The organism is Aeromonas sp. 75A (assembly GCF_051919425.1).
GTDB classification, from domain to species: domain Bacteria; phylum Pseudomonadota; class Gammaproteobacteria; order Enterobacterales; family Aeromonadaceae; genus Aeromonas; species Aeromonas veronii.
On the sequence record NZ_JBQBES010000002.1, the window covers coordinates 3,106,513 to 3,132,497 of the forward strand.

25 protein-coding genes and 1 pseudogene are annotated in these 25,985 nt (G+C 60.1%); 13 read left to right on the forward strand and 13 right to left on the reverse strand.

What is annotated here, in order from left to right; translation table 11 throughout:
* Nucleotides 1-48 precede the first annotated feature (48 nt).
* Nucleotides 49-459, reverse strand: a complete 411-nt coding sequence (gene mscL / locus ACTG2T_RS14545; RefSeq protein ID WP_047438040.1) for a large-conductance mechanosensitive channel protein MscL — start codon at nucleotides 457-459, stop codon at nucleotides 49-51.
* A gap of 316 nt (nucleotides 460-775) precedes the next feature.
* Between mscL and ACTG2T_RS14550 the strand changes: the two genes are divergently transcribed.
* The 3 genes from ACTG2T_RS14550 to ACTG2T_RS14560 all read left to right on the forward strand — a co-directional run bounded on the left by ACTG2T_RS14550 (nucleotide 776) and on the right by ACTG2T_RS14560 (nucleotide 4,461).
* Nucleotides 776-1,423, forward strand: a complete 648-nt coding sequence (locus tag ACTG2T_RS14550; protein ID WP_005335146.1) for a disulfide isomerase DsbC N-terminal domain-containing protein — start codon at nucleotides 776-778, stop codon at nucleotides 1,421-1,423.
* Nucleotides 1,389-3,119 (forward strand): single-stranded-DNA-specific exonuclease RecJ, encoded by a 1,731-nt coding sequence (gene recJ / locus ACTG2T_RS14555; protein ID WP_330125249.1) that lies wholly within the window; start codon nucleotides 1,389-1,391, stop codon nucleotides 3,117-3,119. The genes ACTG2T_RS14550 and recJ overlap by 35 nt, the downstream gene beginning before the upstream one ends.
* A 157-nt stretch (nucleotides 3,120-3,276) precedes the next feature.
* On the forward strand, nucleotides 3,277-4,461 hold the full coding sequence (locus ACTG2T_RS14560; RefSeq protein ID WP_330125248.1) for a MerR family transcriptional regulator: 1,185 nt from the start codon (nucleotides 3,277-3,279) through the stop codon (nucleotides 4,459-4,461).
* A gap of 67 nt (nucleotides 4,462-4,528) precedes the next feature.
* On the opposite strand, the gene lnt is transcribed toward ACTG2T_RS14560, so the two are convergent.
* The 5 genes from lnt to miaB form a co-directional block, all read right to left on the reverse strand.
* Nucleotides 4,529-6,073: an apolipoprotein N-acyltransferase gene (gene lnt, locus ACTG2T_RS14565; RefSeq protein ID WP_139398865.1), complete on the reverse strand. Its 1,545-nt coding sequence runs from the start codon at nucleotides 6,071-6,073 to the stop codon at nucleotides 4,529-4,531.
* A 148-nt stretch (nucleotides 6,074-6,221) separates the two neighbouring features.
* The gene (gene corC, locus ACTG2T_RS14570; RefSeq protein WP_005354092.1) at nucleotides 6,222-7,106 is read right to left on the reverse strand and encodes a CNNM family magnesium/cobalt transport protein CorC; all 885 of its coding nucleotides are present in this window, start codon (nucleotides 7,104-7,106) and stop codon (nucleotides 6,222-6,224) included.
* 95 nt (nucleotides 7,107-7,201) lie between these two features.
* Entirely contained in the window at nucleotides 7,202-7,666 is a 465-nt protein-coding gene (gene ybeY, locus ACTG2T_RS14575; protein ID WP_005354089.1) for an rRNA maturation RNase YbeY, read from the reverse strand.
* The gene (locus ACTG2T_RS14580; RefSeq protein ID WP_330125247.1) at nucleotides 7,663-8,712 is read right to left on the reverse strand and encodes a PhoH family protein; all 1,050 of its coding nucleotides are present in this window, start codon (nucleotides 8,710-8,712) and stop codon (nucleotides 7,663-7,665) included. The genes ybeY and ACTG2T_RS14580 overlap by 4 nt, the downstream gene beginning before the upstream one ends.
* A 54-nt stretch (nucleotides 8,713-8,766) precedes the next feature.
* Nucleotides 8,767-10,200, reverse strand: a complete 1,434-nt coding sequence (gene miaB, locus ACTG2T_RS14585) for a tRNA (N6-isopentenyl adenosine(37)-C2)-methylthiotransferase MiaB (RefSeq protein WP_005335132.1) — start codon at nucleotides 10,198-10,200, stop codon at nucleotides 8,767-8,769.
* A 265-nt stretch (nucleotides 10,201-10,465) separates the two neighbouring features.
* Here miaB and ACTG2T_RS14590 point away from each other — a divergent pair, with 265 nt between their 5' ends.
* The 4 genes from ACTG2T_RS14590 (at nucleotide 10,466) to ACTG2T_RS14605 (ending at nucleotide 14,172) form a co-directional block, all read left to right on the forward strand.
* On the forward strand, nucleotides 10,466-11,629 hold the full coding sequence (locus tag ACTG2T_RS14590; protein WP_159157473.1) for an FAD-dependent oxidoreductase: 1,164 nt from the start codon (nucleotides 10,466-10,468) through the stop codon (nucleotides 11,627-11,629).
* Nucleotides 11,630-11,678: 49 nt separating this feature from the next.
* Nucleotides 11,679-12,245: a cysteine hydrolase family protein gene (locus ACTG2T_RS14595; protein ID WP_330125246.1), complete on the forward strand. Its 567-nt coding sequence runs from the start codon at nucleotides 11,679-11,681 to the stop codon at nucleotides 12,243-12,245.
* Between the two features lie 132 nt (nucleotides 12,246-12,377).
* Nucleotides 12,378-13,034 (forward strand): excalibur calcium-binding domain-containing protein, encoded by a 657-nt coding sequence (locus ACTG2T_RS14600; protein ID WP_330125266.1) that lies wholly within the window; start codon nucleotides 12,378-12,380, stop codon nucleotides 13,032-13,034.
* A gap of 199 nt (nucleotides 13,035-13,233) precedes the next feature.
* On the forward strand, nucleotides 13,234-14,172 hold the full coding sequence (locus ACTG2T_RS14605; RefSeq protein WP_058057154.1) for a sensor domain-containing diguanylate cyclase: 939 nt from the start codon (nucleotides 13,234-13,236) through the stop codon (nucleotides 14,170-14,172).
* 94 nt (nucleotides 14,173-14,266) lie between these two features.
* Here ACTG2T_RS14605 and ACTG2T_RS14610 read toward each other — a convergent pair whose 3' ends face one another.
* Nucleotides 14,267-15,175, reverse strand: a complete 909-nt coding sequence (locus ACTG2T_RS14610) for a LysR family transcriptional regulator (RefSeq protein WP_330125245.1) — start codon at nucleotides 15,173-15,175, stop codon at nucleotides 14,267-14,269.
* Nucleotides 15,176-15,290: 115 nt separating this feature from the next.
* On the opposite strand from ACTG2T_RS14610, the gene ACTG2T_RS14615 reads away from it, so the two are divergent.
* Together ACTG2T_RS14615 and ACTG2T_RS14620 are read left to right on the forward strand one after the other, a co-directional pair.
* Nucleotides 15,291-15,536, forward strand: a complete 246-nt coding sequence (locus ACTG2T_RS14615; protein ID WP_330125244.1) for a hypothetical protein — start codon at nucleotides 15,291-15,293, stop codon at nucleotides 15,534-15,536.
* Nucleotides 15,537-15,556: 20 nt separating this feature from the next.
* Complete coding sequence (locus ACTG2T_RS14620) at nucleotides 15,557-16,204, forward strand: HAD-IA family hydrolase (RefSeq protein ID WP_330125243.1); 648 nt, start codon at nucleotides 15,557-15,559, stop codon at nucleotides 16,202-16,204.
* Between the two features lie 113 nt (nucleotides 16,205-16,317).
* Here ACTG2T_RS14620 and ACTG2T_RS14625 read toward each other — a convergent pair whose 3' ends face one another.
* Nucleotides 16,318-16,920: a nitroreductase family protein gene (locus ACTG2T_RS14625; RefSeq protein WP_005335120.1), complete on the reverse strand. Its 603-nt coding sequence runs from the start codon at nucleotides 16,918-16,920 to the stop codon at nucleotides 16,318-16,320.
* A gap of 248 nt (nucleotides 16,921-17,168) precedes the next feature.
* Between ACTG2T_RS14625 and ACTG2T_RS14630 the strand changes: the two are divergent.
* Both ACTG2T_RS14630 and ACTG2T_RS14635 read left to right on the forward strand, forming a co-directional pair.
* Nucleotides 17,169-18,718, forward strand: a pseudogene (locus ACTG2T_RS14630) (diguanylate cyclase domain-containing protein).
* Between the two features lie 247 nt (nucleotides 18,719-18,965).
* Nucleotides 18,966-19,448: a YMGG-like glycine zipper-containing protein gene (locus ACTG2T_RS14635; RefSeq protein WP_043822238.1), complete on the forward strand. Its 483-nt coding sequence runs from the start codon at nucleotides 18,966-18,968 to the stop codon at nucleotides 19,446-19,448.
* A gap of 80 nt (nucleotides 19,449-19,528) precedes the next feature.
* On the opposite strand, the gene ACTG2T_RS14640 is transcribed toward ACTG2T_RS14635, so the two are convergent.
* The 5 genes from ACTG2T_RS14640 to ACTG2T_RS14660 all read right to left on the reverse strand — a co-directional run bounded on the left by ACTG2T_RS14640 (nucleotide 19,529) and on the right by ACTG2T_RS14660 (nucleotide 24,476).
* A complete protein-coding gene (locus tag ACTG2T_RS14640) occupies nucleotides 19,529-20,485 on the reverse strand; it encodes a D-2-hydroxyacid dehydrogenase (RefSeq protein ID WP_005362328.1) in 957 nt (318 codons plus the stop codon).
* Between the two features lie 145 nt (nucleotides 20,486-20,630).
* Entirely contained in the window at nucleotides 20,631-21,395 is a 765-nt protein-coding gene (locus ACTG2T_RS14645) for a DUF3530 family protein (RefSeq protein WP_330125242.1), read from the reverse strand.
* 134 nt (nucleotides 21,396-21,529) lie between these two features.
* Nucleotides 21,530-22,096, reverse strand: coding sequence for an elongation factor P (gene efp, locus ACTG2T_RS14650; RefSeq protein ID WP_005335100.1), 567 nt, complete (start codon nucleotides 22,094-22,096; stop codon nucleotides 21,530-21,532).
* A gap of 45 nt (nucleotides 22,097-22,141) precedes the next feature.
* Nucleotides 22,142-23,338 (reverse strand): elongation factor P maturation arginine rhamnosyltransferase EarP, encoded by a 1,197-nt coding sequence (earP, locus tag ACTG2T_RS14655; RefSeq protein ID WP_330125241.1) that lies wholly within the window; start codon nucleotides 23,336-23,338, stop codon nucleotides 22,142-22,144.
* A 94-nt stretch (nucleotides 23,339-23,432) separates the two neighbouring features.
* Nucleotides 23,433-24,476 carry a GMP reductase gene (locus ACTG2T_RS14660; protein ID WP_139439959.1) on the reverse strand — a complete coding sequence of 348 codons (1,044 nt, stop codon included), beginning with the start codon at nucleotides 24,474-24,476 and terminating at the stop codon, nucleotides 23,433-23,435.
* A gap of 381 nt (nucleotides 24,477-24,857) precedes the next feature.
* Here ACTG2T_RS14660 and rloA3 point away from each other — a divergent pair, with 381 nt between their 5' ends.
* Complete coding sequence (rloA3, locus tag ACTG2T_RS14665; RefSeq protein WP_005335097.1) at nucleotides 24,858-25,352, forward strand: retropepsin-like aspartic peptidase RloA3; 495 nt, start codon at nucleotides 24,858-24,860, stop codon at nucleotides 25,350-25,352.
* 138 nt (nucleotides 25,353-25,490) lie between these two features.
* Nucleotides 25,491-25,967, forward strand: coding sequence for a CesT family type III secretion system chaperone (locus ACTG2T_RS14670; protein ID WP_234881970.1), 477 nt, complete (start codon nucleotides 25,491-25,493; stop codon nucleotides 25,965-25,967).
* Nucleotides 25,968-25,985 lie beyond the last annotated feature (18 nt).

The following is a 25,985-nucleotide window of genomic DNA, read 5'->3' on the forward strand; positions in this document are numbered from 1 at the left end:
AACCGCCAGCAGGCGGTTTTTTTATCTCTACACGACAGGAGATGGCGCTTATTTCCCTTGCTGGGATTTCAGCAGATCACGGATCTCGGTCAGCAGCTCCTGATCCTTGGTCGGGCCTGCCGGGGCGGCGGCTTCCTCTTCCTGCTTCTTCTTGAGGGTGTTGATGGCCTTCAGTCCCATGAAGATGGCAAAAGAGATGATCAGAAAGTCGATGATGGTCTGGATGAACTTGCCATAGGCGATGACCACGGCGGGTGTTGCACCTTCTGCGGCCTTCAGGGTGACCGCCAGGTCGCTGAAGTCCACGCCGCCCAGGATCAGGCCGATGGGCGGCATGATCACGTCACCGACAAAAGAGGAGACAATTTTGCCGAAGGCGGCACCAATGATGATACCGACCGCCATATCGATGACGTTGCCGCGGGCGGCAAAGGCTTTGAACTCTTGAATCAGACTCATTATTTCCTCCGAAATTAAACAAGATAGCGCGTTGATTACCCTTGCCAAAGGGCGAACTCTTGTCAGGAAAAACAGAGGCTAAGCCGCGTTGTTCCTGTCGTCCTGACTAGCTTGCGGGCGTTATGAGTCCTTGGCAATCGGGGGGAGCCATTTTTTTGGTACAAAGTGATATTAATTTTTTGGTAAGTAGCTGGTTGAATGATGAGCTGTGCTGCTGTAGTTTGCTGGGTCGATTCATTCATACCACGTGAGTAAACAAGTGAAGTATTTACTACTGGGAATGATGCTTTTGTGCACATTTGCTGCCAGAGCGGGGATGGATACCCAAGCCTTGAAACAGACCATCACGGCCCGGCTGGGGGTCCCCGTCTATCTGGTTGAACCGACCCCGATTGCGGGGTTGTATATGCTGGGCACCTCACAGGGGGTGCTCTACAGCGATGCCAAAGGGGATTATGTGGTGCAGGGGGTCATGCTGGATATGACTCGCGACATGAAGAACCTGACCATCTCGGGTATGCGCGAGCAGCGCCGACTTGGGCTGGCGCAGGTGGCTCATGCCCCCATCGTGCTCAAGGCCCGTGATGAGCGTCACCGGGTTGCACTGTTTCTCGGCGAGCAGGACGCAAAGCGTCGTCAGCTCTCCGGCACCTTGCAACACCTGCAGGCATCCGGGGTGAGCGTGGCTCTCTATCCGGTGATTGATCACGCCGAACGGGCCGCCGACTGGTGCAGCGATCCCCTGCTGCAAAATGATCCGTTAAAAGCCTATTTGCCTCAAACGGCATGTAGTGAGACCCTTATCCAAAATATTGGCCTGAGCCAATGGTTGGGGGTCAAGGTACTGCCAGCCTGGGTCTCCTCCGACGGGGATCTGGTGCGCGGGTATCAGAGCCCCGAACAGCTGCTCAAGATACTGGATCATATTGATGTCCCTGCAAATCCGTCGTCGTCCGCGAGTTGATGATTCCCATCTGCCTGCCACCCTGCATCCCCTGCTTCGCCAAATCTTCGCCAGCCGTGGCGTAGAGGATCCCGCCCTGCTGGAGCGCAGCGCCAGCCAGCTGTTGCCGCCCCAGCGCCTCTATGGGATGGAGCAGGCGGTGCCGCTGCTGGCGGATGCCCTGACTGCCCAGAAACGGATCCTTATCGTCGGCGACTTTGACTGCGATGGTGCCACCAGTTCGGCCCTGTGTGTGCTGGCCCTGCGCGCCATGGGTGGCCGCCATATCGATTTTCTGGTGCCCAATCGCTTCGAGTTTGGCTACGGCCTTACCCCCGAAATTGTCGAGCTGGCGGTAGCCCGTGGCGCCGAGTTTCTGATCACGGTGGATAACGGCATCTCCAGCATCGCCGGGGTGGCGGCAGCCAAGGCGGCGGGCATGCAGGTACTGGTTACCGATCACCATTTACCGGGTCAGGAGCTGCCTGACGCCGATGCCATCGTCAACCCGAACCAGCATGGTTGCTATTTCCCCTCCAAGTCCCTGGCCGGGGTGGGGGTAGCCTTCTACCTGATGGCGGCCCTCAACACCCATCTGCGTCAGCTCGGCTGGTACGAACGGCAAGGGTTGCGAGCCCCCAATGTGGCGGATTACCTCGATCTGGTGGCCCTCGGCACGGTCGCCGACGTGGTGGCGCTCGATGGCAACAACCGCATTCTGGTCCATCAGGGGTTGCAGCGGATCCGGGCCGGGCGCTGTCGCCCCGGCATTCAGGCGCTGGTGGATGTGTCGGGCCGCGATGGTCGCCGCCTCACCGCCGCCGATCTCGGTTTTGCGCTGGGGCCGCGCCTCAACGCGGTGGGCCGTCTCGATGACATGTCCCTCGGGGTCGCCTGTCTGCTCTGCGATGATCTCAATCTGGCGCGCCAGCTTGCGGCCGAGATGGACAGCCTCAATCAGGAGCGCAAGGAGATCGAGCAGGGGATGCAGCAGGAGGCCCTCGCCACCCTGGAGCAGATCCGTTTTCGCGATGGCGAGGTGCCGTCGGGCATAGTGCTGCACCGGGACGAGTGGCATCAGGGGGTGGTGGGGCTGGTGGCTTCCAAGGTGAAGGAGAAGTACTACCGCCCGGTCATCGCGTTTGCCGAGAGCAGCGAGACCGAGCTCAAGGGCTCCGGCCGCTCCATCCCTGGCGTGCACCTGCGCGATGCACTGGAACTGCTCGATACTCGTCATCCGGGGCTGATGGGCAAGTTTGGCGGCCATGCCATGGCGGCGGGGCTGACCCTGCCTAAGGCCAACATCGAGGCCTTCGGTCGGGCCTTTGAGGCGGTCATCAGTGAGCTGGTGACACCGGAGCTCTTGACCGGGGTGCTGCTCACCGATGGCGAGTTGTTGCCGGATGAGCTCAACCTCGAGCTGGCGGAGCTGATTCGCGCCTCCGGCCCCTGGGGTCAGGCCTTCCCCGAGCCGCTGTTTGACGGCGAATTCGTGCTGGTGCAGCAGCGGCTGGTGGGGGAGAAGCACCTCAAGATGATGCTGACAACCGATTCTGGTCACGCGGTGGATGCCATCGCCTTTGGCGTCGATCTCAAGCGCTGGCCCGATGCCTCGGTCAAGCGGGTGCGGCTTGTCTACCGGCTTGACGTCAACGAGTGGCGTGGCAACCGCAGTGTGCAGCTGCTGGTGGAGCATTTGGAGGCAGCCGGTCTCTGAGTCAATAGCATCGCAGCCCTATCGCTGACAACGGCCACCCTCGGGTGGCCGTTTTTGTTGGCGGATCTCTGGAAAAGGGCGTTGACCTGTCTATAGCTTCACAGTTTAAGCTCATCTCTATCGGGTCACCTGAGGGCCCGCACCGTGAGTGATTGCCATGAAAATATCCGAACTGGCCCGCCGCTGCGGCCTCGCCCGCTCCACCCTGCTCTATTACGAGAAGCTGGGGGTGATTGCCGGCACCCGGGCCGCCAACGGCTATCGCCACTATGACGAGGGGGATCTGCAGCAACTGCAGATGGTGCAGGCCCTGCAGGCGGGTGGTCTCAGCCTCAAGCAGTGCCTCGCCTGTCTGGCTGGCGAGATAGATCAGGCGGCATTGCAGGCCCGGGTCAGGGAGCTCGATAAGGAGCTGGCGCAGATGCAGCGCGCCCGGGATCTGTTGGCGGATCTGGCAGGGTTGCGTCCGCGCTCCGGTGAGGAATTCAAGGCCTGGCAGCTGCAACTGCAGCGCGAGGCACCGGAGGCCTACTTCGCGTGGGTGATGAAACATGGTTTTAGCGAGAAAGATCGCTACCACTTGCAATGGTTGAGCAAAGACATGAATGAACATGAGCGTTACATCAAGGACTTTATCCAGCTGCTGGATGGCATGAGTTACTGGGGGCCGGGGGATCGCGCCTTCACCCAGCAGCAGTTTGCCGCCTTGCCCATCCGGCCGCGCCGGATCCTCGACATGGGCTGCGGGCGCGGTGCCTCGACCATGGCGCTGGCTCAGGTGACCGATGCCGCCATTGTGGCCATCGATCTGGAAGAGGATGCACTGGCCGCCGTGGCGCACTCCGCCCGTGCAGCGGGCTTTGAGCATGTCTCTACCCTCTGCGCCAACATGGCGGCACTGCCGGACGATCTGGCCCCGGCCGACCTCATCTGGGCAGAGGGGAGCGCCTACGTGATGGGGGTTGCCAATGCGCTGAAGGCGTGGCGTCCGCTGCTCGCGAGCCCGCAGGCTTGCATCGTGCTGAGTGATGCGGTCTGGCTGACCGATAACCCGCCCGAGGAGGCGTTTGCATTCTGGCAGCAGGATTACCCCGCCATGCAGACGCTGGCGGGCCTGCTTGAGACGGTACAAGCGGCAGGCTACCGCTGCCTGTCGCACACTCCCTTGCCGATGAGCGCCTGGAACAACTATCTGGACCCTATCGAGGTCAATCTGGTGCGCTATCGAGACGAGCTGGGGGAGAGTGCCGCCTGGCAGGACTTGAGCCGGGAAGTAGCCATCCACCGCCAATATCTGGGCAGTTACGGCTATGTGATCTGCTGCCTGCAAAAAGATGCGTGATAATTTGTCGTAAAAAAATGAGGCGCCTGCGGGCGCCTCGTTGTTTATCAGGGATTGCGGATGGCCATTACAGCTCGCGGGCCCAGGGGTGAGCCTTGGGGCGCAGCGCCAGCGCCAGACCCAGCAGCAGCACGGTCAGGCCGTAGAGGGGCCAGCTGCCAAAGCGCATGTAGGGGGTCTCGCCGTGGGCAGGACGCACCTCGCTGCGCAGCACGCCCGCTTCAAACTGCGGGATCTGGCCGATGATGCTGCCATCGATCTCGGTCACGATAGTGATGCCGGTGTTGGTGTCCCGCAGCAGTGGACGAGCCAGCTCCAGCGCGCGCATCCGGGCGATCTCCATATGTTGCCAGGGACCGATGCTGGTGCCGAACCAGGCGTCGTTGGAAACAGTCAGCAGGAAGTCGGTATCGGCATTGACGTTGCGGCGCACTTCCTCCGGGAAGATGATCTCGTAGCAGATGGCGGCGGCAAACTTGAGCCCCTTGGCGATCAGGTTGGGCTGCACTTCGTCACCCCGGCTGAAGGAGGACATCGGCAGGTTGAAGAAGGGGGCAATGGGGCGCAGCAGATCTTCAAATGGCACGAACTCGCCGATGGGCAGCAGGTGGTATTTGTTGTAGCGGTTGGAGTGGTTGTAGAAGTAGGACTCCTTGCCATCCGCATCCTGCACCCCCATGCCGAGCACTGTATTGTAGAAGCGCTGTTGCTGCTCGTCGTAGTGAATGATCCCCGCCAGCAGGCCGGTATCGTTCACCTTCATCGCCTTGTCCAGATTCTCCAGATAGGGGCCCATCGCCTTCTCGATGGCCGGGATCGCCGACTCCGGCCAGATGATGATGTCGGCATCCTGATTCTCGCGGCTCAAGTCCTGATAGGTGCGCACCGTGGGGGCCAGCGCCTCCGGATCCCACTTGAGGGACTGGGCGATATTGCCCTGCACCAGTGCCACCTTGACCGGATCGCCACGGGTGACCCAGTTGAGCTGCATCAGACCGTGAGCACCTGCCACCAGCAGGGCAGGCACCGCCAGCCAGAGCGGGGAGCGGGATTTCCACACCAGCCAGATAGCGGAGGCGGACAGCAACAGGGCGAGGGTGATGCCCTGCACCCCGAGAATTGGGGCAAAGCCCTTGAGGGGGCCGTCGATCTGGCTGTAGCCAAACCAGAGCCAGGGGAAGCCGGTCATCACCCAGCCGCGCAGCCAGTCAGCGACCAACCAGAGGGCCGGGAAGGCGAGCAGCCAGCGGCTCCAGTGACGGCCGCCAAAGAAGCGGGCAAAGACCCAGCAGGCGAGCGTCGGGTAGAGGGCCAGATAGGCGGAGAGCCCGGCCAGCAGCACAAAAGCGACCGGCAGCGGGATGCCGCCAAACTCGGTCATGCTGACGTGGATCCACCACAGCCCCGGCAAAAAGAGTCCCATGGCGTAGCCAAAACCGCGCCAAGCGGCCTGTTTCGGCGTGGCTTTGTCCAGCAGGGCGTAGAGGCCAAGCAGGGAGGGGATCACCAGCGGCCAGTAGCCGAAGGGGGAGAAGGCCAGCACGGCGATGGCACCAGAGGCCAATGCACTGAGGCTTAACAGAATTTTGGAAGTAACAGGGGATAATCTCACGGGCGATGGTGCTCGTCTTGGTGTGCAACTGGGGTCGAATGGCCGGTATCTTAACCTGTAAGCGGGGCAACGGCGAGCCTCGATGCCGGTGGCAGAGAGCACAACGCCCCGAGGTCGGGGCGTTGTTTCACACATCGAGCAGATCTGCTTATTGCGGCTCGGATTGCGCCGCCGCGTGGTGCTCGGGGATCTTCACCTGCAGCTGCTGCAGACGACGCCGATCGGCATGCATCACCTTGAACAGGTAGCCATCCAGCTCGATCTCCTCGCCCTTCTTGGGCAGGTGGCTGAAGGCGTGCATCACCAGACCGCCTACCGTATCCACCTCTTCATCGCTGAATTTGGTGCCGAAGAAGTCGTTGAAATCCTCGATCTCGGTCAGGGCGCTGATGGAGAAGACCCGCTTGCTGAGGCGGCGGATTTCGTCCGGTTCATCCTCGATGTCGTCAAACTCGTCGTCGATCTCGCCAACGATCAGTTCCAGTATGTCTTCGATGGTCACCAGACCTGAGACGCCACCAAATTCGTCGACCACGATGGCCATGTGGTAGCGCTCTTCACGGAACTCCTTGAGCAGACGGTCAACCCGTTTGCTTTCCGGCACGATCACCGTGGGGCGCAAGATTTTCTCGAGCTGCAGCGGCTCGCTGGCGTGATGGCCGCCAAACCCGAAGGGGAGCAGATCCTTGGCGAGCAGAATGCCCTCCACATGATCCTTGTCCTCGTTGATCACCGGGAAGCGGGAGTGACCGGACTCGATGATCACCGGCAGGATTGCATCCACCGGCTGGGACTTCTCGATGGTCACCATCTGGGAGCGGGGGATCATGATATCGCGCACGCGAAGATCGGCGATCTCCAGCACCCCCTCGATCATGTCCTTGGTGTCCTGATCGATGAGGTCGCGCTCTTCGGCATCGGCTATCACGTCTACCAAATCATTGCGGTCTTTTGGCTCGCCCTGGAAGAGTTGGCTGAGTTTGTCGAGCCAGGTTTTCTTCGGCGAGCCGGTACTAGGGTGATCGTCGGTCATTTTCTCTCTTGGTTACTCGTATGAACACACTTGAAATAGTTCGGGTTATATAAGGATGGTCATCTGCTGTTTCAAGACGATGACCGTCCGGCGTTTTACTCTTCGTCGTTCAGATAAGGATCGGCAAAACCGAGCTCCTGCATGATGTCGCGCTCAAGCGCTTCCATCTCTTCGGCTTCCTCATCCTCGATATGGTCATAACCTAGCAGATGCAGACTGCCGTGCACAACCATGTGGGCCCAGTGGGCCATGAGGGGCTTGCCCTGCTCCTCGGCCTCGCGCTCTACCACCTGACGGCAGATCACCAGATCGCCGAGCAGCGGCAGCTCCAGACCGGGTGGCGCCTCGAACGGGAAGGAGAGCACGTTGGTGGGCTTGTCCTTGCCGCGATAGGTGAGGTTGAGCTCGTTGCTCTCCGCCTCGTCGACGATGCGCACCGTCACTTCAGCCTCCTGCTGGAAGCCGAGAATGGTGCCGTCGAGCCAGCCCTGCAGCTGGGCTTCGGTGGGCAGGCCGTCGGTGCTGGCACTGGCCAGCTGAAGATCCAGGGTTACGCTCATTGCTCGCTCTCTTTGCTGGAGTTTGTTTGGCCGGCTACCTTCTCGGCTGCCTGTTTGGCATCGAATGCCTCGTAAGCTTGCACGATACGGGCCACCACCGGGTGGCGCACCACATCTTTGGACTCGAAGAAGTTGAACGACAGACCATCGACCCCTGGCAGCACTTCCAGCGCGTGGCGCAGGCCGGATTTGGCATTGCGCGGCAGGTCGATCTGGGTGATGTCGCCGGTGACCACTGCCTTGGAGTTGAAGCCGATCCGGGTCAAGAACATCTTCATCTGTTCGGTGGTGGTGTTCTGGGCCTCATCGAGAATGATGAAGGCATCGTTGAGGGTACGACCGCGCATATAGGCAAGCGGCGCCACCTCGATGATGTTGCGCTCCATCAGCTTCTCGACCCGCTCAAAACCCAGCATCTCGAACAGGGCGTCATAGAGCGGGCGCAGGTAAGGATCCACCTTCTGGGAGAGATCGCCGGGCAGGAAGCCGAGCTTCTCGCCCGCTTCCACCGCCGGACGGGTCAGCAGAATGCGGCGGATCTCCTGACGCTCCAACGCATCCACCGCCGCCGCCACCGCCAGATAGGTCTTGCCGGTACCGGCAGGGCCGATGCCGAAGCAGATGTCGTGGCGCACGATATTGGCGATGTACTGGGCCTGATTGGGGCTGCGTGGCTTGATGAGACCGCGCTTGGTCTTGACCGTCACCTCCTTGCCATAGGGGATGCTCGGCGCCGGTTCGTCATCCTGCTCCAGCACCCGCGACTCCTGAATGGCCAGATGGACCATGTCGGGAGTGATGTCGGTCACCTTGCCACCCTTGAGGGGCTGGGTTTCCACATAGAGGTGCTTGAGGATGACGGCGGCGGCATCCAGCTGGGCCGGTTTGCCCACCAACTGGAAGTGGCTGTCACGGTAGCTGATCTCGACGCCGAGGCGGCGCTCCAGCTGCTTGATGTTGTCATCGAAGGGGCCGCACAGGCTGGCAAGGCGCTGGTTGTCGGCGGGCTCCAGATGCAGATTCAGGGTCGAGATGTGTCGGCTCAAAATATCCTCGTCTCAAGGCGCTCCCCATCCGCCGGGCGAATGGGGAGGAGGGGATTAATGGGGAGTGAAGGCGGCAACGCCCAGCTCGTCCGGTACGTTATCCGGGCGACGGGCCAGGATTTCGCTCGGGGCGGTGGCGATCCGCAGGTTCATCTCGCTCTCGCCGCGGATGAACTTGCCGCGCAGGGAGTTGGGACGCACCTCGGTGATTTCCACGTCGGCAAAGCCGCCGATCAGGGTGTGCTGGCCTTCAAAGTTGACCACCCGGTTGTTCTCGGTGCGGCCACACAGCTGCATCGGGTCGAGCTTGGAGGGCCCTTCCACCAGGATGCGCTGGGTGGTGCCCAGCATGGCACGGCCAATCTGCATCGCCTGGTTGTTGATGACGTGCTGCAGGCGGGCCAGACGGGCTTTCTTCACTTCCATGTCGACATCGTCGGGCATGTCGGCGGCCGGGGTGCCCGGGCGCGGGCTGAAGATGAAGCTGAAGCTCATGTCGAAACCCACATCCTCGATCAGCTTCATGGTCGCTTCAAAGTCTTCGTCCGTCTCGTTCGGGAAGCCAACGATGAAGTCGGAGCTGATGGTGATGTCGGGACGGGCGGCACGCAGGCGACGGATTTTGGATTTGTACTCCAGGATGGTGTGCGGGCGCTTCATCATGGTCAGGATGCGGTCGGAGCCGCTCTGCACCGGCAGGTGCAGGAAGCTGACCACTTCCGGGGTGTCTTTGTAGACTTCGATGATGTCGTCGGTGAATTCGATCGGGTGGCTGGTGGTATAGCGAATGCGATCGATACCGTCGATAGCGGCCACCAGACGCAGCAACTCGGCGAAGGTGCAGATGCCGCCATCAAAGGTCGGACCGCGGTAGGCGTTGACGTTCTGGCCGAGCAGGTTCACTTCGCGCACGCCCTGCTGGGCGAGCTGGGCGATTTCGTAGAGCACGTCGTCCAGCGGTCGGCTCACCTCTTCACCGCGGGTGTAGGGCACCACGCAGTAAGTACAATATTTGGAGCAGCCTTCCATGATGGAGACGAACGCGGTGGCCCCTTCGGCGCGCGGTTCGGGCAGGCTGTCGAATTTTTCGATCTCGGGGAAGGCGATATCAACCTGGGCACCACGGCCCTCTTGCACTTCCTTGATCATGGCGGGCAGGCGATGCAGGGTCTGCGGGCCGAACACGATATCCACATAGGGAGCGCGCTGGCGGATGGCATCGCCCTCCTGAGAGGCAACGCAGCCACCCACGCCGATCACCAGACCGGGCTTGTTGGCCTTGAGCTTTTTCCAGCGTCCCAGCTGGTGGAACACCTTCTCCTGCGCCTTTTCGCGGATGGAGCAGGTATTCAGCAGCAAGACATCTGCCTCTTCGGGCTCTTCGGTAAGGGTGTAGCCATTACTGGCATCCAACAGGTCGGCCATTTTGGACGAGTCATACTCGTTCATCTGGCAACCCCAGGTTTTAATGTGAAGTTTCTTGCTCATTGCTTCTCTTGACTTGTTTTGAAATCGGCATGGTCAAAGGACCGCGCATTTTACTCCGCAATCTGGATACTGCCTAGCTAATATCCAGCTGGCAATGGTGCTCACCCGATACCTGTTGCCAGCAAGCTCAATAAGCTTTCTCCTTGATTTGACGCAGCAATTCCCCGTTTGTCTCACTGTTTATCAGCCGCCCTTGCGCTATCATGCTGCCATCCGGTTCACGTCCGGGCGCTGTCGCCGGACGCACCCTTTCAGGAATAAATGTATGGAACAGTGTGATATCGCCATCGTCGGCGCCGGCATGGTGGGCGCCGCCACCGCCTGTCTGCTGGCGGCTCAGGGTCTCTCGGTGCGGGTCATCGAGACCCAACTGCCGGAGCATTACGCGCCGGAGCAGCCGCTGGATCTGCGGGTCTCCGCCATCAGTCAGGCCTCGGTGGCGCTGCTGGAGCAGGCCGGTGCCTGGCACCATCTGCAACAGATGCGGCTCTGCCCCTATCGCCGGCTGGAGACCTGGGAGCTGGACGGTTTTGCCACCCGCTTCAATGCCGCCGATCTCGGTCTGCCCCAGCTCGGCTACATCATCGAAAATCGGTTGGTGCAGCTCGCCCTGCTCAAACGGATGGAGGATTTCCCCACCATCCAGACCCACACCCCGGCGGCGGTGACCAGCCTGCGTCAGAGTGCGGATGAAGCTGTGCTGACTCTGGATGATGGCACCGAGCTGGCCGCACGCTGGGTGCTGGCCTGCGATGGTGCCGAATCCCACACCCGCAAGCTGGCGGGTATCGGCGTATCGCGCTTCGAGTACCGCCAGCACTGCATGCTGATCAATATCGACACCGACTTTGCGCAGGAAGATATCACCTGGCAGCAGTTCACCCCGAGTGGCCCGCGCGCCTTCCTGCCACTGCCCGGCCAGCACGGCTCCCTAGTGTGGTATGACAACCCGGCCCGTATCCGCGCGCTGGCGGCCATGAGCAACGAAGGGCTTGCCGCCGAAGTGCGTCGCCACTTCCCGAGTCGGCTCGGCGGCTTTACCGTCACCGGCAAGGGGAGCTTCCCGCTGGTACGCCGCCACGCCAACGACTACCACGCCGGTCGGGTGGTGCTGCTTGGCGATGCCGCCCACACCATCAACCCGCTGGCGGGGCAGGGGGTCAACCTCGGCTTCAAGGATGTGGCCTGCTGGGTCGACTTGTTGCAAGGTGCTGGCGCCGACTGGCATCAACTTGTGCTGGCCGAGCGCTACGAGCGGCGCCGTCGCCCCGACAACCTGCTGATGCAGTCGGGAATGGATCTCTTCTACGGGGTATTCAGCAACGAGATTGGCCCCCTCAAGCTGGCCCGCAATCTTGCTCTCAATCTGGCGGACAAGGCGGGCCCGCTCAAGGAGATGGCGCTGCGCTATGCACTGGGGCTGGTTTGACAGGTAGGAACCAGATAACACGGGCTGAATTCGCGAAGGAGCAAAGGTGATGAACAAGGCACTGCTGGTGATCGATTTTATCAACGATATTGCCCATCCCGACGGGCGCATTGCCGCCTCGGCTGCCCATGTGCTGGAGCAGGATGCTGTTGCGCATGCCAATCAGGCGCTGGCCCATGCCCGTGCCAACGGCTGGCTGGTAGTGCTGATCAAGGTGGGCTTTGACGGCGGCTATCTGCTGCAACCCAAGGGGTCTCCCATGTTTGGTCGCGCTCACCAGTTGGGGGCGCTCTCTTTGGCTGACAGCGGCACCGACTTTCATCCGGATCTGGATGTGCAACCCGGTGATCTGGTGCTGGCCAAGCCCAGGGTCAGCCCCTTCTATGGCACGGCGCTGGAGCCTGCGCTGCGGGCCAACCACATCGACCACCTCTATCTGTGCGGGGTGAGCACTAGCTGGGCCATTCAGGCGGCAGCGCGGGATGGTCACGATCGTGACTACGCCATCACCATTCTGGAGGATGCCTGCGCCGCCGCAGATGCCACCGAGCATCACACCTCGCTGCGGATGCTGGGTCGCATCGCCGAGATCATCAAGGTGTCCCGGCTGGCTTGATCCTTAACGCAGGCTGCGCCCGATCACCGTGTTGAGATTGACTCAGCGGCTCCCTGTCGGGCCGCAGCGCTTTTGGGCAACATGATTGTCGGGCAAGATAGTGCTCACATGGATAACAACAAGGATGGACAGATGCGTTATCAGGGACGGATCGCGAGCTGGAACGAGGCGCGCGGCTTTGGATTTATTACGCCGGAGCAAAATGGCGCCGAGCAGGCAATCAATGGAGCACGCAGTGCAGGGCTGTTTGTGCACGTTACGGCGCTGCAATCAGATGGCCGCGTGCCCGAGCCGGGGGAGCGTGTCACCTATATGATCGGCAGTGGCCAGGATGGCAAACCGAGGGCGTTACAGGTCTTTTTCCCCGATCGCCCGCTCACGTTGGCGGATGCCGTGCCTTCGTCCGCATCATCAGCGGCACCATCATTTCGGGCGGCAAGTCAGCCGCCACGACCCACCTCGACCAGAGAGCGAAGTAACCCCTATCGACGTCGCAAGAGCAGCTGGAGTGGCAAATTGATCCCCCTGCTGGTGCTCGTCGGCCTCTTTTCCATCTATTCCCGTTTCTCGGCCGAGTCGATGGCGCCATTGCCGGTCTCCTCTTTCAATCAGGAGGAGGTCAGCACGCCACAGGCAACGACCTTTATTCGCCAGTGTGATGGTCGGCAGCATTGTTCCCAGATGACTTCCTGCGAGGAGGCAACCTGGTTTTTGCAACATTGCCCGAACACCAAAATGGACGGAGAGGGCGATGGCATCCCCTGCGAAAATCAGTGGTGTGGTCATTAAATGTGACTGATCAGATACATATTCTCATGATGTGCTCTTGTTATCCGGAACAGGGAAACTGGCCTGAAACCTTGCCGGATAGTGTTCGATGGTGAAATTTGGTCTCAGTTGGCTAAGTGGAAATTGGGTGCTTTACTCTATCTGCTGACTTTATTGTTAATAGATGGCGGTATGCCACTTTTGCCACAGGATGGCCATCATGGTGGATGATATACAGAGGCCGCGAAGTCACTTCTCCGAGCGGGCTCATTATCTGGCTGCGCTGCTGGATTCGCTGGAAGACCAGATATCGGTGATAGACCGGGATGGCGTGATCCATTACACCAATCTCGCCTGGGAGCTGTTTGGTGAACAAAACGGCATGCCCAAGGGATATAACTGGCTCGGAGTCAATTACATGGGGGCTTGTGACGATGAAGCCGAGCCCTCAGGATTGGCTGCCGTTGAGGGGATCCTCCGGGTTATCCGTCATCAGCAGGATAAGTTCTATCTGGAATACCCCTGCCACAGCCCCGACACCCAGCGCTGGTTTATGATGCGAGTCGCGCCGGTACCCGGGCTTGATGCCGAGTATTTTTCCATCGCCCATATCAATATCACCGAGCGCAAGCTGCTGGAGCTGGAAGTTGCCAGCCTCTCCCAACATGATCCCCTGACCGGACTGGCCAATCGGCGGCTGTTCAACAGCTTTCTGCATAACGAGTGGCGGCGCAGCATGCGTGAACACACACCGCTCTCCCTCATCATGCTGGATCTGGATAACTTCAAGGCGTGCAATGACCATCTTGGTCATCAGATGGGGGATGGCTCCCTCCAGCTGGTGGGTCATCTTCTGCAATCCTTCTGCCAGCGTCCGGCGGATCTGCCCTGCCGTTTTGGTGGTGACGAGTTTGCTCTGATCCTCGGCAATACCGATCGAGATGCGGCCCAGCGGATTGGAGAGGAGATCCGCCAGGCCATTAACGATCTCGACATCGTGGTGGCAAATAATATTCAGCTTAGCGCCAGCATTGGCATTGCTACCTACACGGCAGAGCAACTGCTGGAGGGAGAAGGGGCGTTGCTGGCCGCGGCCGATGCGGCGCTTTATTGCGCCAAGGGGGCGGGTAAAAACCGTAGTCACTGCGCCAGCTGTTGAGCCGCATTGCCGCTTTTGTCCTGCATGCGCCCCCTTGATGGGGGCGCACTGTTTTTTGGCTGGTCACGGTGTTAGCTACCAGCAAGGGTTGGTTTCAGCGCTCGGGTGTGGCCGACACAGGCAGGGGATGGCTGGCGATCACCTGCCTGACGAAGTGATCCCGGATGGGGTCGGCAAAGTCCGGATTCCATACCATGCTGACCTCCCACTCGGAGCTGGGACCAGAGAGAGGATAGAGGGTGACATCGGGCCCTGCGATAAAGCTGACGCTGCGCGGCAGGATGGCATTGCCGATGCCCGCCGCGACCAGCGCCACCAGCGTCTGGATATCCTCGGCCTCCTGGACCATGCTGGTCAGCCGATTGGCGCCGAGGAAACCGGCGATCTGCTGGCTGAGCCCGGGGCAGCGGTGGCCCACCATCTGCAACAGGGGTTGACTGGTCAGTGCCTGCTGGACGTCGAATGCGGCCGGGTCTGGTTCGGTCATTCGTGTCGGCACCGCCACCACCAGCCGGTCGATCAGCAGTCTGTGCTCCTGCAACTGGGGCATCTGAGGTCTGCGCATAAAGCCAAGCTGCAACTGGCCGGAGAGCAACTGCTCCTGCTGGATGGCGGAGGGCATATCCTGCAGATGGACCATCACGTCCGTGACCTGCTGTTTGAAGCGGGCCACCAGCGCAGGGGCCAGTGCGAAACTCGACAGACCGAAGCCAATCTTGAGCCGACCGGCTACCCCGCTCGCCACCGCCAGCGCATGGCTTTCGAACTCCCGACCGTGCTCGACCAGCGCACTCGCCTGAGTGAGCAGCTGGGCACCGAGCGCTGTCAGCTCGGCGCCGTGGCGGCCCCGTTTGAACAGGGTGCAGCCCAGTGCCTGCTCCAGCCCCTGGATCTGCTTGGTGAGGGCCGGTTGGGTGATAAAGAGGCGGCTGGCCGCTTCCCGGTAGTTGGCGGTGTCGGCCAGCGTTACAAACGCCTGTAGTTGCCTCAAGTCGAATTTCATTCCAATTGGTTATCCAAAGTGGCCATTTACTCATTATAAATTATCTAAACGCCCTGTTCTAATGGTGCTGAAAGGGGAGCCGAGCCCCCTTCGGTCTGGAACAAGGAGTCATATCATGTCGACCCAACGCTATCTCTTTTTGATCAAAGGCACCCTGGTGCTGGCCCAGCCGCTGGCCGCGCCTGAAACGGGGGAGCTGCTCGCCAGCCTGCTGCAACAGGGGTTTGTGGTCGGCCCGCTGCAGGTGTGGGCAGGCAGCGCAGAACAGGCGCTCGCCTGTTATGAGCGTGCCGCCCAGCAGCAGGCCTTTGCCGATGCACTCTCTGGCTTTCTGCCCGAGCTGGCCGGGGTGCCTGTATGAGTGTCTGTATGAGTGCAGGCATGAACACGATCACCCTGTCGGTATCCGCCCTGCTGCTCGATATGGATGGCACCCTGGTCTGCTCGACCGGCGATGTGGAGAAGGTGTGGCGGCTCTGGTGTCAGCATCATCAGCTTGCCCCTGAGCCGGTACTGGCTATGTGCCACGGTATGCGCTCACGTGAGGTGATCTGGGCGTTGGCCCCGCAGCTGGATGTGGAGCGGGAAGCGGCGCGGCTCGACGAGCTGGAGATGCAGCATACCGGCGGCGACGCCATCGCAGGGGCTGGCGAGTTTCTGCGCCGCTTGCCGCCAGAGCGTTGGGCCATCGTGACTTCCGCCAGTGAGCGGGTTGCCCGTCACCGCCTACGTTGTGCCGGTTTGCCGCTGCCCCACGTACAGGTGGGGGCCGAAGCGGTGATCAATGGCAAACCCGATCCCGAGCCCTATCTGCTGGGAGCCAAACGGCTTGGTGTCTCGCCCGATTGTTGTCTGGTGTTCGAGGATGCACCAGCCGGTATCGAGAGTGCCCTGCGTGCAGGTTGCACCGTGGTGCAGGTAGGAGGCGATGCGCCGCTCAATCCGGCGGTGGTGGCGGTGATCCGCGACTGGCGCGAGGTGAAGGTGGAGCCGGGGGAGGCGTCCCTGTTGGTGACGCTGCTCACCTGAGCGGTGGATAGAGCGTATTACGACCGCAGATTGCGGTATGAACCATCGCTATCCGCACTCTATGTTGCAATAAAAACGCCCCCGAGATGCGGGGGCGTTTTGCTATCTGACTGTTATTTGAAGACGCGGAAACGGGTGGCGTCGTCGATAAAGGTCTTCTCTCCTGCCGGTTGCTTGATGCTGCCAAAGGGCATCTGGGCGCGCAGCAGCCAGCTGGCGGGCAGGTTCCACTCCTTGCGTACCGCCTCGTCGATCAGCGGGTTGTAGTGCTGCAGGGAGGCACCGACTTTCTCCTGCGCCAGCGTCGTCCAGACCGCAAACTGGGCGATGCCGGTGGCATGTTCCGACCAGATGGGGAAGTTGTCTGCATAGAGGGCGAATTTTTGCTGCAGATCCTTGATGACGTCGGTGTCTTCGAAGAACAGCACAGTGCCGAAGCCTGCGCGGAAGCTGCCATCCACCTTTGCCTCACTCTGGGCGTAGGCTTCCGGCGGCACAATCTTTTTCAGCTCGGCTTTGACGATATCCCACAGCTTGTGGTGCTGGGCGCCAAACAGGATGACGGCGCGGGAGCTCTGGGAGTTGAAGGAGGAGGGGCTGTGTCTGATGGCATCCTGGATCAGGGCCGTCAGCTGCTCCGGCGTATGGGAGACCTGGTCGCCCAGGGCATAGATGGTACGACGTGCTTTGATCTGTTCGATAAACGGACTGCTCATAACATCTCCTTGTTCTGCTTGGCGTTGCAGCCGGTGATGGACGGTTTGTCCAGCGCCTGCCGAATCAGGTATAGACTATAACACCTGCAATGCAGAACGAGGTTAACCCGGGGTAACTAGCGTTTTTCCTGTCAGTTGATATTCGTTTGCGAACCCTGACGTTTCGTTAATGTTGGAAATGCCATTTAAGGGGCGCGAAAGTGATATTAATCAATGATTTACTCTCCTTTCTCTCCCACAATCCCCGTATGTTTTCTTGGTTCGGATGTGATGTGAGCCGTTCGTATCTCAATAAACGCTACTATGTGCTTGTCCCCCTCTCTGCATTGATTGGTTTGATGATCCTGATAGTGACGATCATCATGGCTATTGCCAGCTATCTGAGGGATATCGACATGACGGTATCCGGTTTCGGCCACATGGCATCCTCCGTTGAAGCGTCCCTGATCCACGAGATGGTGAAGGTCAATGAGCGGCAACTGGCGGTGCTGGAGGCCTCGCTCGACAAGGAGAAGATCGCTCGCGGCGGGCTGGCCGACTCCCCCATCTGGGCCATTGCACACAAGATCAAACCAGGCAACCACTACATCTACTTTTACAACCTGAACGCGGATCGTATCGACAGCTACCCGGACTGGCTACCGCCCCCCGGTTATCAGGCGGCGCTGCGACCCTGGTATCAGGTGACCACCATGCCGGGCGACGAGCTCGTCTGGTTTGGCCCCTACCCTGAATACAATACCAATGAACTGATACTCAGCCTGATCAAACGGGTGCGGGACGATCAGGGGCAGCTGCTGGGGCTGCTGATGGTCGACATGTCGTTCGACTCGCTGCAGCAGGCGCTACAGCGGACGGTTGGTGGCAATCAGGCTGCACTCTATCTTACCTTGCGCGACAGCGGCCAGCTGGTGGTGGGCAGCAATATGGATCTGCTGGCAGATCACCCCATCGAGCAGCATCAGGGCCAGCAGTGGCTCGGTCTGGATGTGTTGTGTCATGGTACTTTCCTTAAGCGCGAGCTGGCGGACATTGGCTGGGATCTGAATATCTATCTGCCGCCCGTGCTGTTTCGCAACAGCCTCTATGAGGCGCTGCAGATGGTGGTTTTGCCATTGATCTCCCTGTTTGCCATCTGGTGTTGCACGCTGAGTCTGCTGGTGCGGATCTTCCGCCAGGAGCAGGCGCTGGTGTCGGGTTCACTGACCGGTATCGTGCGCAATCTGGAGAGTTCTCCCCCCATCACCAAGGCCAATACCTGGTTTGTGCGTCGCAGCCTGAACGAGATCGATCAGGTCAGGGCCAGCTTCCTCAAGGGGCAGGATGCGCTGTTGCGGGACCCTCTGACCGGTATCATGAACCGGCGAGCCTTCGAGCAGCACAAGAGCGCGCTGGAGCTGAGGGGGGGCGCTTCTGGCTGCTGCTGTTTGATATTGATCACTTCAAAGGACTCAATGACAGTCGGGGTCATGCCTTCGGCGATCAGGTACTGTGCCGGGTTGCCAACTGTCTTGCTGATGTGCTGGGGGTGAGCACGGTTTACCGGATTGGTGGCGATGAGTTTGCCGCTCTGCTGCAACAGCCACAGGATGAGCTGGCGGAGAAGCTCAATTGTCTGCTTGACGTGGTGCGACATCAACAGTGGCGTGAGCACAAGGGGCAGGTCACCTTGAGTATCGGTGGCGCCTGCCATTCACCCGTCGCCGACCCCATCTTCGAGCGTGCTGATGCAGCTCTTTATCGTAGCAAGGAGGCTGGCCGGGACTGCTGGCATCTGGCGGATGAGGCTGCTGACTGACAGCTTTTGTCCCAGCGCGGCGGGTCTGTGCCGGGACACGACAACCAGATGGTGGGTCACCCAGCCGTAATAGTTTGGCTTTTTGGTGATTTTAATCTTTAAATTCAATTGCTTGATTTTAGACTTCCATTTTGGGCGGTGGCCGTGCGGCCATTGACTGTCGCATCCCTCATTTCTGCCGGCTGGCGAACCCCGTGGCACTTTGTATAGTGCCGCTGAATATTAATCAGGTTTGACAGGAGTACCCATGGAGATGAATTCGCGTGCTCTTCGCGCACTGGCATTGCTGGGCGCCTTGCTGGCTGGCAGCGCGACCGTGCATGCTTCCGAGACCCTCAATACCATTTTGGGTGGCGGTGCAGGCGGGGTAGCTGGCACCATGATCGGCAAGGAGCTGGGTGGCGATACCGGGGCGCTGGTTGGGGCTGCGTTGGGCGGTGCGGCCGGTGGGGCTGCGACGGCCAACAAGGGCAACAAGAATGAAGCGGCCCTTGGCGGCGCGGTGGGGGCGCTGGGCGGTGCCGCCATCGGCAAGAGTGTCGGTGGCGATACCGGTCAGCTGATCGGCGCCGGGGTCGGCGGGGCGAGTGGTTCGGCCATCGGTGCCAAGACGGGCGATGGCCACAAGAGCCAGGATCGCTATTACGATGATGACGACGATCATCACCATCACAAGCACCACAAGAAGTACAAAAAGCATAAAAAGCACAGATGGCACGACGACGATTGATGTGCGCGCAGTGAGTGCGAAAGATGCAAAACGGGGCCTGTTGGTCCCGTTGTGCATTATGTGGTGACTCGATCGTGCAGTCACACCAGCCGGTGCTGGCGGCGACCGGCGGCAAAGGCGTTGATGTTGTCGATCAGCTGATCGGCCAGTCGCTGCATCGACTCCTCGCTGGCCCAGGCCACATGGGGGGTCAGAATGAAGTGGGGGTATTGCAGCGCCTTCATCAAGGGATGGTCGGGGGGCGGGGGTTCGACGCTCGCCACATCGAAACCGGCGCCACCGAGGCGGCCGTTGGCCAGCGCTTGCAGCAGCGCCTCCTCATCCACCAGACCGCCACGGCCGACGTTGATCAGCAGGGCGCCCGGTTTCATCAGATCCAGCTCCCGCTCGCCAATGAGGTTGCGGGTGTAAGGGGTGAGCGGGCAGTGCAGGCTGATGACGTCCGAGCTTTGCAGCAACTCGTCGAGGGGCAAGCGATCCTCGTCGTGACTGGCGCCGACCTGGCTCTGGGCATAGCGTACCGTCATCCCCATCCCTTTGGCCCGCTCGCCGAGCGCCTGACCGAGCGTCCCTTTGCCGATGATACCAAGCTGCTTGCCGTGCAGATCCATGATGTTGTGGTCGAAGAAGCAGAACTGGCCGCTCTGTTGCCAGCGCCCCTCCAGTAGCGACTGGCGCCAGCAGAAGAGGTTGCGCGACAGGGCCAGCATCAGCGCCATGGCGTGCTCCGGCACCGAGGGGCCCGAGTAGTTGCGGATATTGCACACCCCGACGTTGGCGGCGCGGCACGCCTCCAGATCCACGTTGTCGCTGCCGGTGGCGGCGAGCGCGATGAGTTTGAGCTCTGGCAGCTGGGCCAGTTCGGCGGCGCCGATCCGTACCTTGTTGATGATAGCGATGCTGGCATCTTTGAGCCGTTCCACCACCTGTTCCGGGGTAGTACTTGGATAGCTCTGCCAGTGGTGGGGGAAGTCGGGGTGATGCAGGGTGATGCCCGCATCCAGGGTATCGCTGTCGAGAAACACAATCTGCTGCATGGACCTTCCTGCCATTGTTCAGGTTCGAGAGGCCATGATGCCAAAGAGGATGCGGTCAGGGCCAGCCTGCCGCTGTGTCATGGCTGGGCTTTATCCGGCAGATGTGAGCTGGCGCGCGCTTTATTGCGCCACGGTGGCGGCAGGTTTAGAGCCAGCCCAGATGGTTGAGCCAGCCCTGAATGCGGGTGGGGGTCTCCTCCAGCTCCATCAGGGCGTAGGGGCGATAGTTGAGCTTGTTGCTGCGCCGGCTCTCGCTTCTGCGGGCCTCGGCGGCCAGCAGTGGCCAGCGACCGCCATCCTCCTGATAGAGGTCCAGGGTGGGGATGGCCGCCTGAGCCACCTGTTTGGCCAGGGTCTGGTTGCTCTGCTGATTGGGGAAGAAACCATCGAGCAGCACCAGTGCATCGGGGGCGGGCAACTGTTCGCTGGCGATGAGGTTGGCAGTCCAGGCGGCGCCGGTACCTTGCGCCAGGATCAGCTTGAAGCCCCCCTCCTGCAGCTTGGCATCCGCCAGCTTGCTGATCCGCTCGGCAAACTGCTTGCGAAATGCATCGCTATTTTTCGCTTTTTTCTCGGCGGCTGGGTCCAGTTCGGTCTGCTGGGGGGAGGGCAGCAACAGCAGGGTATCAAAGCCCAGTCGGCCGAGGGCGCGAGTCAGTTGCCAGAGTTGGCCGCTGCGCTGCCAGTCGGGCAGTAAAATGGCGAGCCCCAGATAGTTTTCACTGTCGTGTTTGGCGAACAGCACCGTCTGCTTTTCGATCTGGGTGGCATCGGGTAGCCCTTTCCAGTCGCTCGCTTGCCAGTGATCGAGGGGGAGTGGCTCCGCGATGGGCGGTGCAACGTCGCTCGCCTGCGCGACATGGCCAGCCAGCAAGGTCAATAACAGCAGTGATAAGGATAATCTGGCCATAGTGTGCTCCCCCGGTTATCTGGGTTAGCGGCGGCGGCGTGATTTTCTGAAGGCGGGCGGTGTGATGGCAACCCGGAGGCAATAAAAAAGCGAGCCGGTGGCTCGCTTTTTTGCAATCAATTCAAAGCGGTCAATTAGTTGACGCGACGCTTGAATTCACCGGTGCGGGTATCGATTTCGATCTTGTCACCGATCTCTACGAAAGCGGCAACAGCCAACTCGTAGGTAGTGCCTTTCAGACGGGCAGGCTTGGTCACTTTACCGGAGGTGTCGCCACGGGCAGCCGGTTCGGTGTACTCAACTTCGCGCACGATGGTGGTCGGCAGTTCTACGGAGATGGCTTTCTCGTTGTAGAAAGTCACTTCACACAGATCTTCCATGCCGTCTACCAGGTAGTTCAGCACGTCACCCAGGTTGTCTTTCTCTACGTCGTACTGGTTGTACTCGGTGTCCATAAAGACATACAGGGGATCGGAGAAGTAGGAGTAGGTGCACTCTTTACGTTCCAGCTGAACAACGTCCAGCTTGTCGTCGGCCTTGAAGACGGTCTCGGTAGCGCTGCCGTTCAGCAGGCCCTTCAGCTTCATTTTGACCACGGCGGAGTTACGGCCGGATTTGTTGAATTCAGCCTTCTGAACCACCATCGGCTCGGTGCCGATCATGACTACGTTACCAGCGCGGATTTCCTGTGCGGTTTTCATGTAAAAAATTCCTGTTCGTGAAACGGACGGATAAAAACTGCCAGATTATATACGGCTTTCTAAAAATTTCACCAACCGTGTGACGAGATCCCCATCCCGGAGCAACTTCTGTGACCAGCTTCGCCCATGTTGCAGCCAAATCGCGCTGTATTGCGGCCATTGGGCCCAGAGTTCGCGGCAATCTTCACCACGGTTGAGAGCCAGATTGAAGCTGCGCAGCCATTGGCCGCAATCGGCAGGCAGATCAGCAAGATAGTGGTCGAGGAACTGCTCCAGCTTGACCAGATGGGCCTCCTCCTCCTGTTGGTAGATGTGCCAGAGGAAAGGACGAGCCGCCCACTGGGCCCGTACGAAGGAGTCCTCCCCACGCACCAGATTGAGATCGCAGCTCCACAGCAGCCGATCGTATCCGGCCTGATCGGTCATCGGCAGCAGCTTGATAGTGAGGTTGCCCGCGTGGAGCAGATCCCCCGCTTGGGCGGTGGTGATGGCATCTGCCAGACCGGCACCGGTGAGCACATCGTTGAGAGAGCGCCCCAGCGGCAGCAGCAGGGTGACGGGCGTGGCGCTCTGGCACCAGCTCTCGACCAGACTCTTCAGCGCATTGCTCTCGTAGGTAAAGAGACTGACCCGCAGCTCGTGCTCTTGTTTTGGCGGCAAACCGAGACTGGCCCAGTAGGCTGCCAGTCCCGCATCATCTTGCTGCCACAGCTCCCGTTCGGCGATCAGGTCGTGCTCGCACAAAAGGCCGCCGGTTTTAGCGGTAAAGCCCGGGAAGAAGAAGTATTTGTTGAGGCTTTTATTGCCAACACGCTGGGGTGAGGCGAGGCCGTGGCAATCCTCGACCCAGCTCTCCGCCGAGAGGTACTCCAGATTGATCCAGCATGGGGGGCTGGGTTGGCTCGCCATCAGCTCTATGAAGGGGGCGGGCAGCTCGCAGGCAAAGGCTTCGATCACCACCTTGGCCGGGGTCATGTCGCTCGGCAGGGTCTCATGCCAGTGCTGGATATAGATGCCATCGACCCACTGGCCATCCTGCGCAGGGTCGAGACCTGGACAGATGCGGGCGAAACTTGCCAGGTCATCCACCCAGAGCCGCACCTGAACCTCATTGCCATGTGCCGCAATATTCCCCTCCCGTTTTAGCTGGCGGGAGAGTCGCCAGGTGACGCCGATGTCGCCGAAGTTGTCGACGACGCAACAGAAGATGTCCCAGTCAAACGGGGGTAGGGGAGTTGTCATGGCGCGGGATCCCGGATGCAAAAAACCGGTGCGCAGGGTAGCACACCGGTTGACTGGCTTCTAACCGTCAGCGCGTGACGGTCGCTGCGGCAGGTTACTCCTTGCCGTAGACGTTGTTCTCTTGCTCACGAACCCGGATGAAGGTGGTGCGCTTGGTCAACTCTTTCAGCTGGCTGGCGCCGACGTAGGTACAGGTGGAGCGCACGCCGCCCAGAATGTCGCGCACGGCGTTCTCGACCGGGCCGCGGTAGGGCAGCAGCACGGTTTTACCCTCGGAGGCGCGGTATTCGGCAACGCCGCCGGCATGTTTGTCCATGGCGCTGGAGGAGCTCATGCCGTAGAACTTCATGAAGGGTGCGCCGTCTACATCGACGATCTCGCCACCGCACTCCTCGTGGGCTGCCAGCATGCCACCCAGCATGACGAAGTCGGCGCCACCGCCGAAGGCTTTGGCGACGTCGCCAGGGCAGGTGCAGCCGCCGTCACCGACGATCTGGCCGCCGAGGCCGTGGGCCGCATCGGCACACTCGATGATGGCGGAGAGTTGCGGATAACCGACACCGGTCTTGACGCGAGTGGTGCAGACCGAGCCCGGGCCGATGCCGACCTTGACGATGTCGGCGCCGGAGAGGATCAGCTCTTCGACCATCTCGCCGGTCACCACGTTGCCCGCCAGAATGACGTGGTTGGGGCAGGCTTCACGAATCTTGCGTACAAACTCGACGAAGTGTTCGGAGTAGCCGTTGGCCACGTCGACACAGATGAAGCGCAGCGCTTCGGACATGGCGAGGATTTGGCGGGTCTTGGCGAAATCTTCAGCCGAGGTGCCGGTGGAGACCATCACATGGCCCAGCAGCGCCGGGTCGGTCTCGTTGACGAAAGCTTGCCACTGCTCAAGGCTGTAGTGCTTGTGTACCGCGGTCATCATCTCGAAACCGGCCAGCGTGCGCGCCATGGCGAAGCTGCCGACGGTATCCATGTTGGCGGCGATGACGGGTACGCCTTGCCATTGGGTCTGAGTGTGTTTGAAGGTGAACTGACGGGTCAGGCTTACTTGGGAACGGCTCTTGAGAGTAGAGCGCTTGGGGCGGAACAGGACATCCTTGAAACCGAGCTTCAAGTCTTCTTCGATACGCATTACAAATTCCTTATTGAGCCTTGTTGAAAGTCACTTTTGCAGTGGCAAATTTTCGGCAGGCGCAAAAAAACCGGTGGTTTTCAGGCCCTCCGGTTTACAACAGTGTAGGCAAAAATCCCTTCAGAACAAGACTGATAATTTGTAAATCCTTGTGGTAGCCTTTGGCGTCACAACCTGAGGTTAACCACCAGTTTCATCCAGCACCGTTCGGTGCATTGCTCTCCTTCGATATTCCTGCCCGCTTGGGCCGCCGTTCGGCCACTCTTTGTCGTCTCTCTCCTGATCCGCCAGATATTATCCAAGTAGCTGAAATAAATCGGATTGACCCACAATGGGACTGTGGTAGATCTGGGCGCAGGATTGACAAGGCAGGGCAGTAAAATGGGCAAGATGATGGTGGGGATCACCCTGATGCTGGCACTGTGTGGCAGTGCGCTGGCTGAGACCCCGACCAGCTATGGCTGGATCGAGAAGGGGCTTATTTTGCCTACCGGCGTGGCGGTGAAGATGAAGCTCGATACCGGTGCGCTCACCTCTTCCCTTGATGCACGCTCCATCACCAGATTCAAACGGGATGGCAAGCCCTGGGTGCGCTTCATGCTGGTGGTGACCGATGCCGACAGCGGCAAACTGGTCAAACAACAGTTCGAACGGCGGGTCGAGCGCAGCGTGACGGTGCGCGGGGCGGGCGGTATGGAGCAGCGGCCAACGGTGACCATGTCCATCTGTCTGGGAGACAAGGTGTATGAGGAGTGGTTCACCCTGCGGGATCGCAGCAAGATGATCTATCCGGTGCTGCTGGGCCGACGTCTGCTGGCGGAGCTGGGCCCGGTGGATTCCAGTCGGACCTTTACCGTACAGCCCGCCTGCCGTTAGGGGCAATTTCGGCGTGAATCTAAAAAACGCCGTTTCACAGCTAAATCCCCGCCCCTCTACCAGAGGTAGCATCTCCACCATACCCTGAAGCGTGCGAGTTCGTTCGCCAGCAAGGGCTTGAGCGTGGAGTGCATCATAGTGAAACCCTATCAACAAATCGTATCTGAATGGCTATTGCTCGCGGGCGAACAGCAGGGCGTAGCCTTGAGTCTGGGCAGCGATGGCCACTGCCGTGTGCCATTCGGTCTGGATAGCGAGTGCCTGGTCGAAGTGCCCGATAACGATGATCTGCAGGCATGCTACCTCTATATCCCCTTGCTGCGTCTGCCTGACGATGCGGTAAGTCAGTTGCAGCTGACCCGCTCGGCCCTTGAGCTGAACATGTTTGGTTTGACCACGGGGGGAAGCCAGATCAGTCTGGACAGTCGCAGCAACCATCTGGTGCTGACCTTTTCCTCTCTCATCGAAATGCTCGATAAAACTTTGTTTACGCAGACCCTGGGCGAATTTCTTGATCTCGGCGTCACCTTGCAGACGCAATTGCAGGCGTTGCACGCCCGGCAGGAGACAGCTGCCATTCCCTCCCCGTTATCTGGCGTCATGATCCCGTGTTGATGGATCGTCATTGGTATT